Below are 13,399 nucleotides of genomic sequence, written 5' to 3'. Positions count from 1 at the left end.
GCCAAGGCTGCCGTTTTCATTTACCACGGGTGGACCCGCTTATTTTTCCACCTGGGTCACATCACGCACCGCACCGGTGTCGGCGCTGGTAGTCATGGCGGCGTAGGCGCGCAGGGCGGCGCTGACCGGGCGCTGGCGACCTACCGGCTTCCAGGCATCACGACCACGCGCATCCATGGCGCTACGACGGGCATTCAGGTCGGCATCGCTGATGGCCAAACGAATGCCACGGTTGGGGATGTCGATCTCGATGGTATCGCCCTCTTCCACCAGGCCGATGGCACCGCCTTCGGCAGCTTCCGGCGACACGTGGCCGATGGACAGGCCGGAGGTGCCGCCAGAGAAACGGCCATCAGTCAGCAGCGCGCAGGCCTTGCCCAAGCCCTTGGACTTGAGATAACTGGTGGGATAGAGCATTTCCTGCATACCGGGGCCACCCTTGGGGCCTTCGTAGCGGATCACCACCACATCACCGGCCACGATCTTGTCATCCAGAATGGCGGCAACAGCGTCGTCCTGGCTTTCAAAGATACGCGCCCGGCCAGTGAACTTGAGGATGGAATCGTCTACGCCTGCAGTTTTCACAATGCAGCCACGTTCCGCGATATTGCCGTACAACACCGCCAGGCCACCGTCCTGCGAGTAGGCATTGGCCTTGTCGCGGATGCAGCCTTCGGCACGGTCGTCATCCACGCCGGGGTAGCGCATGGACTGCGAGAAGGCGATGGTGGTGGGTACGCCACCTGGTGCTGCGCGATAGAAGCGGCGGGCGGCGCTGTCTTCGCCATGACGCATGATGTCCCAGGTCTCCAGCCCCTCGGCCAGGGTCTTGCTGTGGATGGTGGGTACATCACGGTGGATCAGGCCGGCACGGTCCAGTTCGGACAGGATGGCCACCACGCCTCCGGCGCGATGCACGTCTTCCATATGATATTTCTGCGTGGCCGGAGCCACCTTGGACAGGCAGGGCACCGAGCGCGAGATGCGGTCGATATCCGCCATCTTGAAGTCAACACCGGCTTCGCTGGCGGCAGCCAGCAGGTGCAACACGGTATTGGTGGAGCCGCCCATGGCCACGTCCAGGCTCATGGCGTTTTCGAAAGCCTGCTTGGTGCCGATGGCACGCGGCAGCACGCTGGCGTCGTCCTGCTCGTAATAGCGCTTGGTAATGTCCACGATCAGGCGACCGGCACGCAGGAACAACTCCTTGCGGTCGGCATGGGTAGCCACCAGACTGCCGTTGCCCGGCAGCGACAGGCCCAGTGCTTCGGTCAGACAGTTCATCGAGTTGGCGGTGAACATGCCGGAGCAGGAGCCGCAAGTCGGACAGGCCGAACGCTCTACCCGCTCCACGTCTTCATTGGAGATGGCGCTGTTGGCGGCTTCCACCATGGCGTCCACTAGGTCCAGCTTGCGGATGTCGTTGCCCCACTGTACCTTGCCCGCTTCCATCGGACCGCCGGAAACAAAAATCACCGGAATATTCAGGCGCATGGCGGCCATCAGCATGCCGGGGGTGATCTTGTCGCAGTTGGAGATGCACACCAGCGCGTCAGCACAGTGGGCATTCACCATGTATTCCACGCTGTCGGCAATCAGGTCGCGGCTGGGCAGGCTGTACAGCATGCCGCCGTGGCCCATGGCGATGCCGTCATCGATGGCAATGGTGTTGAATTCCTTGGCCACGCCGCCAGCGCGTTCGATTTCACGCGCCACCAGCTGGCCCATATTGTGCAGGTGGACATGACCGGGCACGAATTGGGTGAAGCTATTGGCAATGGCGATAATGGGTTTGCCAAAATCCTCGTCTTTCATGCCGGTGGCGCGCCACAGGGCGCGGGCACCCGCCATGTTGCGGCCGGCGGTGGAGGTTTTGGAGCGGTATTGGGGCATGTCTTGTTTCCTTGATGATCAGATGCTTCAGAACGCATTGCCGCTGACCGTGCCTGTGTTGCAGGCAGGTCTGCCCTCTCCCGGGTGCCGCTGGATCGGGCTGGCCACAATCTGTCATGGTAATGACAGGACGCGGCGGAACGCATTCCGTATAATTTCGTCCATATTCTTTTACCGCAAACGCACCGGCCTGACAAATGATCGTTCATCCGCAGTTCGACCCCGTTGCCATCCACCTGGGCCCGCTGGCCATTCACTGGTATGGCCTGATGTACCTGCTGGGCTTTGGCCTGTTTCTGCTTCTGGGCAATTACCGCATTCGCCAGGGCCATGCTTTCCTCACATCCAAGCTACTGGACGACCTGCTGATGTATGGCGTGCTGGGCGTGGTAATTGGTGGCCGCCTGGGTGAAGTCTTGTTTTACGAGCCGGGCTATTACTTTAGCCATCCGGCGGAAATCTTCATGGTATGGAAGGGTGGCATGTCCTTCCATGGCGGTTTCCTCGGCGTGCTGGTGGGCATGGCCTTGTTTGCCCGCAAACAGCAGCGCAGTTTCTGGGAGCTGACCGACTTCATCGCCCCGCTGGTGCCGCTGGGCCTGGCTGCCGGACGTATCGGCAACTTCATCAATGGTGAGCTGTGGGGGCGGGTGGCCAGCCCGGACCTGCCCTGGGCCATGCTCTTTCCTTCCGCCAGAGCCAATGACCTGGCAGAGGGCCAGACTTCGTCCGACCTGTTGAACATGCTGATGCAGTACGGTGCGCTGCCGCGTCATCCCTCGCAGCTATATGAGTTTCTGCTGGAAGGCATTGTCCTGTTCGCCGTGCTGTGGATTTACAGCAGCAAGCCACGCGCCCGTGGCCAGGTGTCGGCGGTATTCCTGATCGGTTACGGTCTGGCGCGTTTTGTCAGCGAGTTTTTCCGCAATCCGGATGCCGGTATTTTCGGCCACTCCTACACCATCAGCATGGGCCAATGGCTGAGCCTGCCGATGATCATCATTGGGGTGCTACTACTAGTATTCTTCGGCAAACGCCAGCAACGCTAGGTTATAATTGCCGCTGGCAGCTTGTTGTCTGCCGCCATCGCTGTATCCAGAAAGCCAGTCATCGACTGGCTTTTCAGGCTGCTGACAACATGATTTGGTGCGATGGCACCGGCCCCGGCAAAACCGGCCGCTCGGTTAGATGATGGCCGCCGCAGCCTTCCCGTTTAGTCCCAATCCCCCCGCCCTTGCCTTGCAAGGGCGCCTTGCTTTCTTTTCAGAAAGCCAGATGGGGTTTGTCAACAATCTGCTTTATTGGTCCTGCGGCTTTTCGCCCGCACCGCTAAGGAAATCTGGCATGAAAACCCTCAAGCTCACCCTGGCCACGGCATTACTGGCTGTCTCCGCTCTGGCCTCCGCCGAAGAAGCGGTACTGAAAGTCTCCGCTATTCCGGATGAAGCGCCTACCGAACTGCAGCGCAAGTTTGCGCCGCTCGGCCAGTATCTGGAAAAAGAGCTGGGGATGAAGGTACAGTTTGTGCCGGTAACCGACTACGCAGCCGTCGTGACGGCGCTGAACAGCGACAAGATCGACATGGCCTGGCTGGGCGGCTTTACCTTTGTGCAGGCCAGCCTGCATGGCAAGGTGGTGCCGCTGGTACAGCGCGAGGAAGACAGCAAGTTCACCTCCAAATTCATCGTCAATGCTGCGGTGAATGCCAAATCGCTGAAAGACCTGAAGGGCAAGAGCTTTGCCTTTGGCTCGGCCTCGTCCACCTCCGGCCATCTGATGCCGCGCTACTTCCTGCAAAAGGAAGGCATCAAGCCGGAAACCTTCTTCAAGAATGTGGCTTACTCCGGTGCGCATGATGCCACCGTGGCCTGGGTGGCCTCCGGCAAGGTGGATGCCGGCGCACTCAATGCCTCGGTATGGGACAAGTTGGTGGCAAGTGGCAAGGTAGACAGCAGCAAGGTGAAGCTGCTGGCCACCAGCCCGGCTTTCTACGACTACAACTGGACGGTGCGCGGCAATCTGGACAAGAAACTGCAAGCCCGCATCACCACAGCCTTCCTCAAGCTGGACCCGAAGAATCCGCAGGACAAGGCCATTCTGGAACTGCAACGCGCCAGCCGTTTCATTCCCACCAAGGCGGATAACTACAAGGGCATCGAAGCCGCTGCAGAAGCGGCAGGCCTGCTCAAGTGAGCCTGCTGTTTGACGGTGCCAGCCTGCAACTGGGCGGGGTGGATATCCTGCGTGATATCCGCCTGGAGCTGGCTAGCGGCGAACAGGCCGCGCTGATTGGCCCGTCTGGTGCTGGCAAAACCTCCTTGCTGTTACTGGCCGCCACCCGTTACCGCCCCAGCCAGGGCAGCCTGACCGTGCTGGGCGACAACCCCTGGCATCTGTCGACACGCTGGCTGCAGCGCTTGCGCAGCCGCATCGGCATGGTTTACCAGTCAGCCCCCTTGCCAGCGCGGCAGCGGGCAATCCACGCTGTGGCCGCAGGCAAGCTGGGCCAACAGGGTGGGCTGGCCGCCCTCACCCGCCTGTTGTGGCCTGGAGATGGCGCGGCCATTCAGGATTGCCTGCAACGGGTGGAACTGGCCGACAAGCTGTGGCAGCGCTGCGATCAGCTATCCGGTGGCCAGCGTCAGCGCGTCGGTATTGCCCGCGTGCTTTACCAGCAGGCCGATTTGCTGCTGGCTGATGAACCGGTGGCCGCGCTCGACCCCAAGCTGGCGGAGGACACCATCCGGCTGCTGGTGGCTGAAGCCAGTGCCCGCCAGGCCAGCCTGCTGGTCAGCCTGCATTCGGTGGAACTGGCCCTAGCCTACTTTCCGCGCATCATCGGCGTGCGTGATGGCCAGATCATGTTCGATCTGCCGCGCGAGCAGGTCCATCCCGGCGTAGTCAGCGCGCTGTATGCTGGCGAAAGGCTGGCCGAACCCGCCACGCCTGCCGCGCCAGCCGCAGTCAGCCAGGGCTTGCGATGCTGAGTACTCATCCGCGCGATCCGGCTCGCTGGCCGCGCCTGCTCACCCTGCTGCTGTGCCTGCTGCTACTGGCCCCCAGCTTCAGCTTGACCCAGTTTAATCCGGCCACGCTGGCCAACCCCGACAGCTGGCACACCATGGCCGGTTTTGTCGCCGGTTTCTTCCCCATGTCCTTGCAGGGTGGTTTCCTGCGCGATGTCGCACACGAAACCATTACCACGCTGGCCAGTGCCACCGCAGGCATTGCGCTGGCCATGCTGCTGGGTGCGCCATTGGCCTTTGCCACCAGCCGCGCGCTGGATCGCCACGTACTGGGTGCCGAACGCCCTGCTCGCCTGGCCTGCTGGCTGGCGTCACTGCTGCGCGGTTTGATGGTGATCCTGCGCGGCATTCCGGAAATCGTCTGGGCGCTGCTATTTGTCCGTGCCGCTGGCCTGGGCAGCCTGCCTGCAGTGCTGGCCATCGGCCTGGCCTATGGCGGCATGCTGGGCAAGGTGTATGCCGAGATTCTGGAATCCCAGCAACGCGAGCTGGCTGCCGCCTTGCACTTGCAAGGTGCCAGCCGCTGGCAATGTCTGCTGTATGGCCTGTGGCCGCAAGCGCTGCCCGAGTTGCTGAGCTATAGCGTCTACCGCTGGGAATGCGCCATTCGGGCATCCGCCGTAATGGGTTTTGTCGGTGCCGGTGGCGTAGGCCAATTGCTGGACACCAGCCTGAAAATGCTCAATGGCGGCGAGGTCAGCACCTTGCTGCTGGTTTTCCTGTTGCTGGTAAGCCTGAGCGAAGGCATCAGCCTGCTGTCACGCCATGCGCTGGAACGCCAGCGTGGTGGTATGTATCTGCTGGGCGGCGGTGTAATGGCGGTGCTGGCCAGCCTGCTGTGGCTGCTACCGGGCTGGCGCGACAGTGGCTTCGATCTATCCGCCATCCCGCGTTTCATGCATGACTTTTTCCCGCCGGATGGTGACATGCTGGCCGAGCTGGCCCATGGCACGCTGGAAACACTGGCCATGTCGGCGCTGGGCACGGTACTGGCCTTTGTCGCCGCAAGCGCACTGGCCATGCCAGCCGCCGGGCGGTTTGGCAGCGCGGCCAAATGGGCTAGCCGCCTGCTGCTCAATCTGCTGCGCGGGGTGCCGGATCTGCTATGGGCGTCCATCGCGGTGCTGGCGGTGGGACTTGGTCCGGCAGCTGGCGTCGTGGCGCTGGCCTTGCACACCGCCGGGGTACTGGGACGCTTGTTTGCCGAGACGCTGGAAAATGCCGATCACGCACCAGAACTCGCCCTGCGCCAAGCCGGGGCCAGCCGCTTGCTGGCCTTTGCCTACGGCCAGCTGCCCACCGTATTCAGCCAGTGGGTGGCTTATACCCTGTATCGCTGGGAGAACAATATCCGTATTGCCACTGTACTTGGCATTGTCGGGGCCGGTGGGCTGGGGCAGCAGCTTTATCTGGCTTTGTCCTTATTCCAGCAGCACCGGGCAGCCAGTCTGATCATCGCCATGCTGTTGCTGTCATGGGCGGTGGAACAACTCAGCCGACTCTGGCGGCAACACATGGCTTGAGGTGTCGCCGTGCGCCAGCCCCGCACATGACGGCAGCCACTGTGCTGCCGTTTCTTATTCCATATTCTGATAAAAAATGCATTTTTAATCGTTTTACCTACTGATAAGCCGGGCCTAGCATGGTGTCATTTACAGCAGCACTTACCGGTGCTGACTGTGATTGTCATCTCACTCCACAAGAGGCTTAGCCATGAAAACCCCTTCCCTGCTACTGGCGCTCACCCTGCTGGGCACCGCCGGCCATGCTCTGGCCGACCGCCTGGACGATATCAAGAAAGCTGGCGTACTGCGCGTGGCCGCTTTCGACAGCAATCCACCCTTCGGCTTTCTTGATGGCAAGACCCACCAGATCAGCGGGCTGGATGTGGAAGTGGCCCAAGCCATTGCCAGCAAACTAAAAGTAAAACTGGAACTGGTGCCCACCAATCCGGCCAACCGCATTCCGCTGCTGGTGGCTGGCAAGGCCGACTTGGTAGCGGCCAACTTCACCGTTACCGACGAGCGCAAAAAGCAGGTGGACTTCAGCCTGCCCTACTTTGCTTCCGGTCAGCAGTTCATTGCCCGCAAGGGCAGCCTGAGCAAGCCGGAACAACTGGCTGGCCTGCGCGTGGGTGTGGACAAGGGCACCACCCAGGAAATCTACCTGCGCGAGAAATACAGCAAAACCACCGTGGTTGCCTACGATGACACCCCGCTGGCCTTTACTGCGCTGCGCAATGGCAATGTGCAGGCCATCTCGCAAGATGGTTCCAAACTGGCCGCCCTGCTGGCCAATGCCCCGGACAAGGCCAAGTACGAGCTGGCCCCGTTTACCCTCACCCGCGAATACCAGGCCATCGGCCTGCCCAAGGGTGAGGCGCGCCTGACCAAGGTGGTGAATGACACCTTGGTGGAACTGGAAAAATCCGGCCAGGCACGCAAGATCTACGACCGCTGGTTTGGCCCCAGCACCAAGGCACCACTGCCGCGTGATTTCAAGATCGGCGACGCTGCCTGATTTTTAGCAGATCAGCCAACCGGCCTGCGCCTCTGCTGCACAGGCCGGTTTTATGCATTTTTATTCCCCTTACCGAAAGAACAGACCGATGACTCCGCCCTCCTGGCTGGGACAAGGCTGGCTGGCCCCGCATTATCTGGGCTGGCTGCTGCATGGCGCAGTGATGACCGCAGGACTGGCCCTGTGCGTGTGCCTGTCGGCCACCCTGCTGGGCATCCTGCTGTGTGCCGCACAGGATAGCCAGCAACACTGGCTGCAATGGCCGGCCAGCCTGTTTTGCAGCCTGCACCGCAACACGCCGCTGCTGGTGCAGGTCTTGCTGTGGTATTTCGGCGCTGGCGGCCTGCTGCCGGATGCCCTCATGCAATGGCTTAACACACCCCATCAATGGATGCTGCCATTTGGGTTCAGCCTGGCGTGGCCATCGTTCGAATGGCTGGCAGCCTGGCTGGCGCTGTCGCTGTATTCGGCCAGCTTCATCTGCGCCGAACTGGCGGCCGGGCTAAATACGGTGGCCACCGGGCAAAGGCTGGCGGCACGGGCCTTGGGCATGCGCGAATGGCAGATCTTCCGCCATATCGTGCTGCCGCAAGCCTTGCAGGTGATCCGCCAGCCCTTGCTGGGCCAGTACACTGCGGTGATCAAGAACACCTCGCTGACCATGGCTATTGGCGTGGCCGAGCTGTCCTATACCTCGCGCCAGGTGGAAAGCGAAACCCTGCTGGCCTTCCAGGCCTTTGCCGTGGCCACAGTGCTCTACCTGATACTGGTGATCGCCACGCAGTTGTTCGGTACGCTGCGCACATCCGGGGGACACGCGCCATGATGCTGACCTTGCTGCGGGACAATCTGGATTATCTGTTGTGGGGTAATCTGGCACAGGGCCAGCCGGGCGGACTGCTGCTTACCGTAGGTATCAGCCTGGTTGCCGGCTTGCTGGCCACGCTGGGCGGACTGGCAGGCGGCATCGCACTTGTCATGGGTGGACGGCGGCTGCGGCGTGGCCTGACCGTGCTGGTGCACGTGCTGCGTGCCATCCCGGTACTGATGCTGATTTTCTGGTGCTACTTTCTGCTGCCCATTCTGTTCGGCATCGACATCCCCGGCGTGCTGACGGTGATTGCCGCACTGGCACTGATCAACGCGGCCTATCTGAGCCAGTCGGTTCGGGCTGGCATTGAAGCGATCGGTAAAGGCCAATGGCTGGCGGGTGCTGCGCTGGGCATGAGCCGCTGGCAGACGCTGCGCTACATCATCCTGCCGCCTGCTTTACGCCAGATGCTGCCGTCCTTCATCAACCAGTGGATTACTCTGCTCAAGGATAGCTCGCTGGCCTATGTGGTGGGTGTGGCAGAGTTCACTTTTGTTGCCACCCAGATCAACAACCGCGAGCAGGTTTACCCCTTGCAGGTATTCGGCATTGTCGCCCTTGCCTATCTGCTACTGTGTGCCACGCTGGAATGGACCGGACGCCGGCTGGCAGCTGCTTAGCCCTGATTTGCATGGTTTTACCCGCTGCCGAACATTTCCCCCTCAAACCCGGTCATACAATCGGCACAAACATAGCGGCGACGTAAAACGGGAACCCGCCACATCTTCCCGACTTGCCTACGCCACGGTTGCGGCAGCGGCGTGATGCCACGCCATCGGCTACACTGCAAAAGGTTTCATGCTGCACCTTTGCAAGGGGAGACACATGCACGTCAAGGTTCTGGGATCATCATCCGGCTACGGCCAGGCACTGCGTACCACCAGTTTTCTGGTGGACGATAACTGCCTGCTCGATTGTGGCAGCGGTATTGTCGATCTCGACACGCAAGCCCTATTGCAAATCGAAACGGTCTTGCTTACGCATAGCCATCTGGATCACTGCAGTGGCCTGCCACTACTGGCCGATACCCATATCAGCCATGGCGGACGCGGGGTGGATGTGTATACCCAGCAGGAAACCATCGATGCGTTAAAACAACAGATGTTCAACAGCCAGCAATGGCCGGACTACACCAAGGCGGCACCGGGCAATGTCCCCTGGCTGCGACTGCATGCCATCGAAGTGGGAGATGCGGTGTCTTTGCCGGACGGCATTGCCACCGCCTTGCCGGCAGAGCACAGCGTGCCGGCAGTCGGCTGGCTGCTGGAGGGCCCGTGGCGGGCGCTGGCCTTTACCGGAGATTCCGGCCCCTGCCTGGCGTTCTGGCACTGGATCAGCCATGTGCCATCGCTGACCGATGTCATCTGCGAGCTAAGCTATCTGAATGAAAATTCCGCCAAGGCCATGGTGGATGGACACATGTCGCCGGCTCTGCTGATTCCCCTGCTGGAAATCCTGCCGCCCAATGTGCATGTCTGGATCACCCATACCGACAACAGGCAACGTACGCAGATACTGGAGCAAGTACGCAAGGAGCTGCCTTCGCTGCTGCACGTGCATCCGCTGGAACAAGGCATCAGCATTGAGCTATAAAACTGTCGGCCTCACTCACCACGACCGTAAATGTGGTTTAGTGGTGCCATGATACGTGCCAGACTGCCGTTACGCCGGGTTTGCTCAAAACCCTCGCGCACTTTCTGTACCAGGGCATCGCTGGTATTGCGGTTGAATACCATATAGAGCGCAGATTCCAGCTCGCTCAGCACATACACCGGTTCGATGCTGCTGCAATCAAGCCCATGCGGAGCGCACTTTGCCAGCCCCAGCGGCACCAGGTCGATACGGCCTGCTTGCAACATCGGCAGCAGTAAATCACTGGAACTCACCACGATCAAAGACTTGCCGCCAACCTCACTGAAACCCTTGCGCCGCAGGTATTCCTCGCGAAAGTCCATATTGACCACACCAATGCGGTAGTGCCGGGCGTCATCGAGGCTATGCACCACCACGTCGCTACGGCCCTTCTTGCGGAACAGTGCAATGCGGTTGGCTACCAAGGGGCCTATCCACTTGAACTTGTCTTCCCGCTCCGCCGTCCTGGCGATGGGAAACATCAGGGTGCCCGGCTTGGCCAGTGTGGTGGTATAGATGCGCGCCCAGGGCTGGATATCCATCTGGTACGGCAGGTGTGCAGCCTCCAGTGCCGCGCGGACAGTCTCGGTGCAGTAGCCCAGCATGCTGCCATCGCGCTGGTAGGAAAAAGGCAGGTTTTCCTCTGCCAGTACGGGCAGTGCAGCTGCCGGTACGGCATGACACGTCATCGCCAGCCCGCAGCCTGCGGCCAGTCTCCGAATCCAGATCCCCATCATCGCTTCATGTCGCGGCTTGACACCGTTGCTGTGTAAATGAAGATGCCGGTCAGAGAACCGGCATCTGTAATGAGGTGAGTATAAGTGTTTCTACCAAATGCGGATACGCATTCTGTCAGTCCGCACCCACCACATCAAAACCAGCATCTTCCACCGCCGCCGCCAGCTCCTCCGGGGACACGGTTGCCGCATCGTAAACAATGCTGGCGGCTTTATCTTGCAGGCTGACTTCGGCACTGCTGACACCCGCCATGGTGGAGAGCACCTTGGTAATACTGTTGGCGCAGCCACCGCAGGTCATGCCTTCAATTTTCAGTTTCAGTTCACTCATGATGCTTCCTTTGCGTTTATTTCCAGCGGCGCAACAACAATGAGTTGCTGACCACCGACACCGAACTCATCGCCATGGCAGCACCAGCCAGCACCGGATTAAGCATGCCCAGCGCTGCCAGTGGAATACCCAGCACGTTATAGATAAAGGCAAAAAACAAGTTTTGCCGGATTTTCCCCAGCGTGGCACGTGACAGGCGGATGGCATCGGCCACATGTAGAACATCGCCCTGCATCAGGGTGATGTCTGCCGTTTCAATCGCCACATCCGAACCAGCCCCCATGGCAAAGCTGACATCTGCTGCCGCCAATGCTGGCGCATCGTTAACACCATCACCCAGCATCGCCACCTTGCGGCCAGCCGCCTGCAACTGCACGACAGCCTCGGCCTTGTCCTGCGGCCGCAGCCCGGCCCGATAATCGGTAATGCCGGCTTCGCTGGCAATGGCTGCCGCCGTGGAGGGGTTGTCGCCGGTCAGCATGATGACTTGCACCCCCATCTGCTGCAAGGTTTTTACCGCCCCCACCGCACCGGGCCGCAAGGTATCGGCAATCGCCAACAGGCCCAGCAGCCGGGTATCGTCAGCCAGTGCAATCATGCTTTGTCCTGGCAATGGCCACCCTGCCGGCAAGGCAGAATCGCAGGCCCAGTCAGGCCGCCCCACGCGCAGGCTGCCGTATCCATCGATACTGGCAGTAACGCCCTGCCCGACTTCGGCCTGAAAAGTTTGCAAGGGTAGCAAGGCAAGGTCACGCTGTGCTGCCTGCTGCAGAATGGCGCGTGCCAGCGGGTGCTCGGAACCACTTTCCACGCTGGCCGCCAGTTGCAATACGCGATTCTCGTCACCATCGACTGCCCAGATGGCAGTGACCACCGGCTTGCCCTCGGTCAGCGTGCCGGTTTTATCCACGACCAGTGTATTGATGCGCCCGGCAGTTTCCAGCGCAGCCGCATTGCGGAACAGTACGCCGCGTCCGGCCCCCTTGCCTACGCCCATCATGATGGCGGTAGGCGTGGCCAGGCCCAGCGCACACGGGCAGGCAATCACCAGCACGGCCACGGCGCGGATCAAGGCCAGGCTCCAGTCGCCCAGCCACCAGCCATTAAGCAAAAGGGTAAGCAAGGCGATTACAGCCACCACCGGCACAAACACACCGGCAATCTGGTCGGCCAGCCGCTGGATGGGGGCTTTTGAACCCTGTGCCAGCCCCACCAGCCGAATGATTTCGGCCAGTTGCGTCTGGCTGCCCACGCTGCTGGCACGCACTTTGAGCATGCCCTGCTGATTGCGCGTGGCGGCATACACCTTGTCGCCGATGGTTTTGCTGACCGGCAGGCTTTCACCAGTCAGCATGCTCTCGTCGATCGCTGCTTGTCCTTCCACCACCACGCCATCCACCGGCAGGCTTTCGCCATGGCGTACCACCACCACATCGCCCACCTGTAATTGCTCGACGGCAACATCCTGCAACTGGCCATCACGCTCGATACGGGCTTGGCGTGGTGCCAGCCGTATCAGGCTGGCAATGGCACCTGAGGTCTTGCCGCGTGCCCGCGCCTCCAGCAGCTTGCCCAGCAACACCAGCGTAATGACGGCTGCACTGGCTTCAAAATACACATGCTGTTGCTGCCAGTCCGACAGGGTAACCACAGTGGAAAGCAGCCAGGCCATGCTGGTTCCCAGCGCCACCAGCACATCCATATTGGCACCGCCACTGCGCAGCGCATGCCATGCTCCACGATAAAAGCGCCAGCCGATGATGAACTGCACCGGGGTTGCCAGCGCCAGCTGCAGGCCGCGTGGCAGCATCAGTTGATGCCAGCCAAACAGCATGGCCAGCATCTCCAGCAGGAAAGGCATGGTCAGCAATAGCGACAGGACAAACCAGACCAACTCCCGGCGATACTGGCGTGCGTGCTGTTGTTGCAGGTCTTCTCCTCCCGCCGCCTGATGGGGCGTGGCGTCAAAACCTGCCTTGCGCACGGCAACCAGCGCATCGCTAATGGGCAGCATGCCGGCGGCAAACTGCAGCTGGGCATTGCTGGTGGCAAAGTTAACCTGCGCATTCACCCCCGGCAGCTTGTTAAGCACCTTCTCCAGCCGTACTGCACATGCAGCACACGTCATGCCACTGATATCCAGCTGCAACTGTTGCTGTGGCACGCTGAAACCAGCCTTGACGATAGCATCCTGCACTTGCTGCAGGCTGCTGTGCCCAGGCTGATAGTGAATCTGGGCCTGCTCGCTGGCAAAGCTGACGCTGGCACTGACACCATCGAGCTTACCCAATACCTTTTCCAGCCTGGCAGCACAGGCCGCACAGTGCATGCCGGCAATGGGCAACGTGATAACGGTTTCGGTCATGATGGACTCCTTGCCTGCAAGTAT

Annotated in this window: 12 protein-coding genes; 8 read left to right on the top strand and 4 right to left on the bottom strand. The window is 60.8% G+C overall.

The genetic code is table 11. The features are described from left to right. Positions 1–39: 39 nt before the first annotated feature. The gene (ilvD, locus tag ACODR9_RS14630) at positions 40–1,893 is read right to left on the bottom strand and encodes a dihydroxy-acid dehydratase (RefSeq protein WP_488810140.1); all 1,854 of its coding nucleotides are present in this window, start codon (positions 1,891–1,893) and stop codon (positions 40–42) included. Positions 1,894–2,090: 197 nt separating this feature from the next. Between ilvD and lgt the strand changes: the two genes are divergently transcribed. The 8 genes from lgt (at position 2,091) to ACODR9_RS14590 (ending at position 9,903) form a co-directional block, all read left to right on the top strand. Next, positions 2,091–2,942, top strand: coding sequence for a prolipoprotein diacylglyceryl transferase (lgt, locus tag ACODR9_RS14625; protein ID WP_488810139.1), 852 nt, complete (start codon positions 2,091–2,093; stop codon positions 2,940–2,942). Positions 2,943–3,237: 295 nt separating this feature from the next. Further along, positions 3,238–4,086 (top strand): putative selenate ABC transporter substrate-binding protein, encoded by an 849-nt coding sequence (locus ACODR9_RS14620; RefSeq protein ID WP_488810138.1) that lies wholly within the window; start codon positions 3,238–3,240, stop codon positions 4,084–4,086. Then, on the top strand, positions 4,083–4,880 hold the full coding sequence (locus tag ACODR9_RS14615; protein ID WP_488810137.1) for a phosphonate ABC transporter ATP-binding protein: 798 nt from the start codon (positions 4,083–4,085) through the stop codon (positions 4,878–4,880). Before ACODR9_RS14620 ends, ACODR9_RS14615 begins: the two co-directional genes overlap by 4 nt. Beyond that, on the top strand, positions 4,874–6,442 hold the full coding sequence (locus ACODR9_RS14610) for a PhnE/PtxC family ABC transporter permease (RefSeq protein WP_488810136.1): 1,569 nt from the start codon (positions 4,874–4,876) through the stop codon (positions 6,440–6,442). The genes ACODR9_RS14615 and ACODR9_RS14610 overlap by 7 nt, the downstream gene beginning before the upstream one ends. Before the next feature lie 190 nt (positions 6,443–6,632). After that, positions 6,633–7,439 carry an ABC transporter substrate-binding protein gene (locus ACODR9_RS14605; protein WP_488810135.1) on the top strand — a complete coding sequence of 269 codons (807 nt, stop codon included), beginning with the start codon at positions 6,633–6,635 and terminating at the stop codon, positions 7,437–7,439. An 88-nt stretch (positions 7,440–7,527) separates the two neighbouring features. Further along, a complete protein-coding gene (locus tag ACODR9_RS14600) occupies positions 7,528–8,265 on the top strand; it encodes an amino acid ABC transporter permease (protein WP_488810134.1) in 738 nt (245 codons plus the stop codon). Beyond that, the gene (locus ACODR9_RS14595; RefSeq protein WP_488810133.1) at positions 8,262–8,930 is read left to right on the top strand and encodes an amino acid ABC transporter permease; all 669 of its coding nucleotides are present in this window, start codon (positions 8,262–8,264) and stop codon (positions 8,928–8,930) included. The genes ACODR9_RS14600 and ACODR9_RS14595 overlap by 4 nt, the downstream gene beginning before the upstream one ends. Positions 8,931–9,135: 205 nt before the next feature. Beyond that, positions 9,136–9,903 carry a 3',5'-cyclic-nucleotide phosphodiesterase gene (locus tag ACODR9_RS14590; RefSeq protein ID WP_488810132.1) on the top strand — a complete coding sequence of 256 codons (768 nt, stop codon included), beginning with the start codon at positions 9,136–9,138 and terminating at the stop codon, positions 9,901–9,903. Positions 9,904–9,914: 11 nt separating this feature from the next. On the opposite strand, the gene ACODR9_RS14585 is transcribed toward ACODR9_RS14590, so the two are convergent. The 3 genes from ACODR9_RS14585 to ACODR9_RS14575 all read right to left on the bottom strand — a co-directional run bounded on the left by ACODR9_RS14585 (position 9,915) and on the right by ACODR9_RS14575 (position 13,375). After that, on the bottom strand, positions 9,915–10,676 hold the full coding sequence (locus ACODR9_RS14585) for a substrate-binding periplasmic protein (protein WP_488810131.1): 762 nt from the start codon (positions 10,674–10,676) through the stop codon (positions 9,915–9,917). A 118-nt stretch (positions 10,677–10,794) separates the two neighbouring features. After that, on the bottom strand, positions 10,795–11,010 hold the full coding sequence (locus ACODR9_RS14580; RefSeq protein ID WP_488810130.1) for a heavy-metal-associated domain-containing protein: 216 nt from the start codon (positions 11,008–11,010) through the stop codon (positions 10,795–10,797). 16 nt (positions 11,011–11,026) lie between these two features. Continuing rightward, positions 11,027–13,375, bottom strand: coding sequence for a heavy metal translocating P-type ATPase (locus ACODR9_RS14575; protein ID WP_488810129.1), 2,349 nt, complete (start codon positions 13,373–13,375; stop codon positions 11,027–11,029). Positions 13,376–13,399: the final 24 nt, after the last annotated feature.

Source organism: Aquitalea sp. FG25 (assembly GCF_057809375.1).
This window is presented reverse-complemented; position numbering and strand designations above follow the sequence as displayed.

Coding starts and splice junctions, on each gene's coding strand:
- ACODR9_RS14620 (WP_488810138.1), top strand. CDS start 3,238: ATGAAAACCCTCAAGCTCACCCTGGCCACGGCATTACTGGCTGTCTCC.
- ilvD (WP_488810140.1), bottom strand. CDS start 1,893: ATGCCCCAATACCGCTCCAAAACCTCCACCGCCGGCCGCAACATGGCG.
- ACODR9_RS14590 (WP_488810132.1), top strand. CDS start 9,136: ATGCACGTCAAGGTTCTGGGATCATCATCCGGCTACGGCCAGGCACTG.
- ACODR9_RS14605 (WP_488810135.1), top strand. CDS start 6,633: ATGAAAACCCCTTCCCTGCTACTGGCGCTCACCCTGCTGGGCACCGCC.
- ACODR9_RS14595 (WP_488810133.1), top strand. CDS start 8,262: ATGATGCTGACCTTGCTGCGGGACAATCTGGATTATCTGTTGTGGGGT.
- ACODR9_RS14610 (WP_488810136.1), top strand. CDS start 4,874: ATGCTGAGTACTCATCCGCGCGATCCGGCTCGCTGGCCGCGCCTGCTC.
- ACODR9_RS14585 (WP_488810131.1), bottom strand. CDS start 10,676: ATGGGGATCTGGATTCGGAGACTGGCCGCAGGCTGCGGGCTGGCGATG.
- lgt (WP_488810139.1), top strand. CDS start 2,091: ATGATCGTTCATCCGCAGTTCGACCCCGTTGCCATCCACCTGGGCCCG.
- ACODR9_RS14580 (WP_488810130.1), bottom strand. CDS start 11,010: ATGAGTGAACTGAAACTGAAAATTGAAGGCATGACCTGCGGTGGCTGC.
- ACODR9_RS14600 (WP_488810134.1), top strand. CDS start 7,528: ATGACTCCGCCCTCCTGGCTGGGACAAGGCTGGCTGGCCCCGCATTAT.
- ACODR9_RS14575 (WP_488810129.1), bottom strand. CDS start 13,375: ATGACCGAAACCGTTATCACGTTGCCCATTGCCGGCATGCACTGTGCG.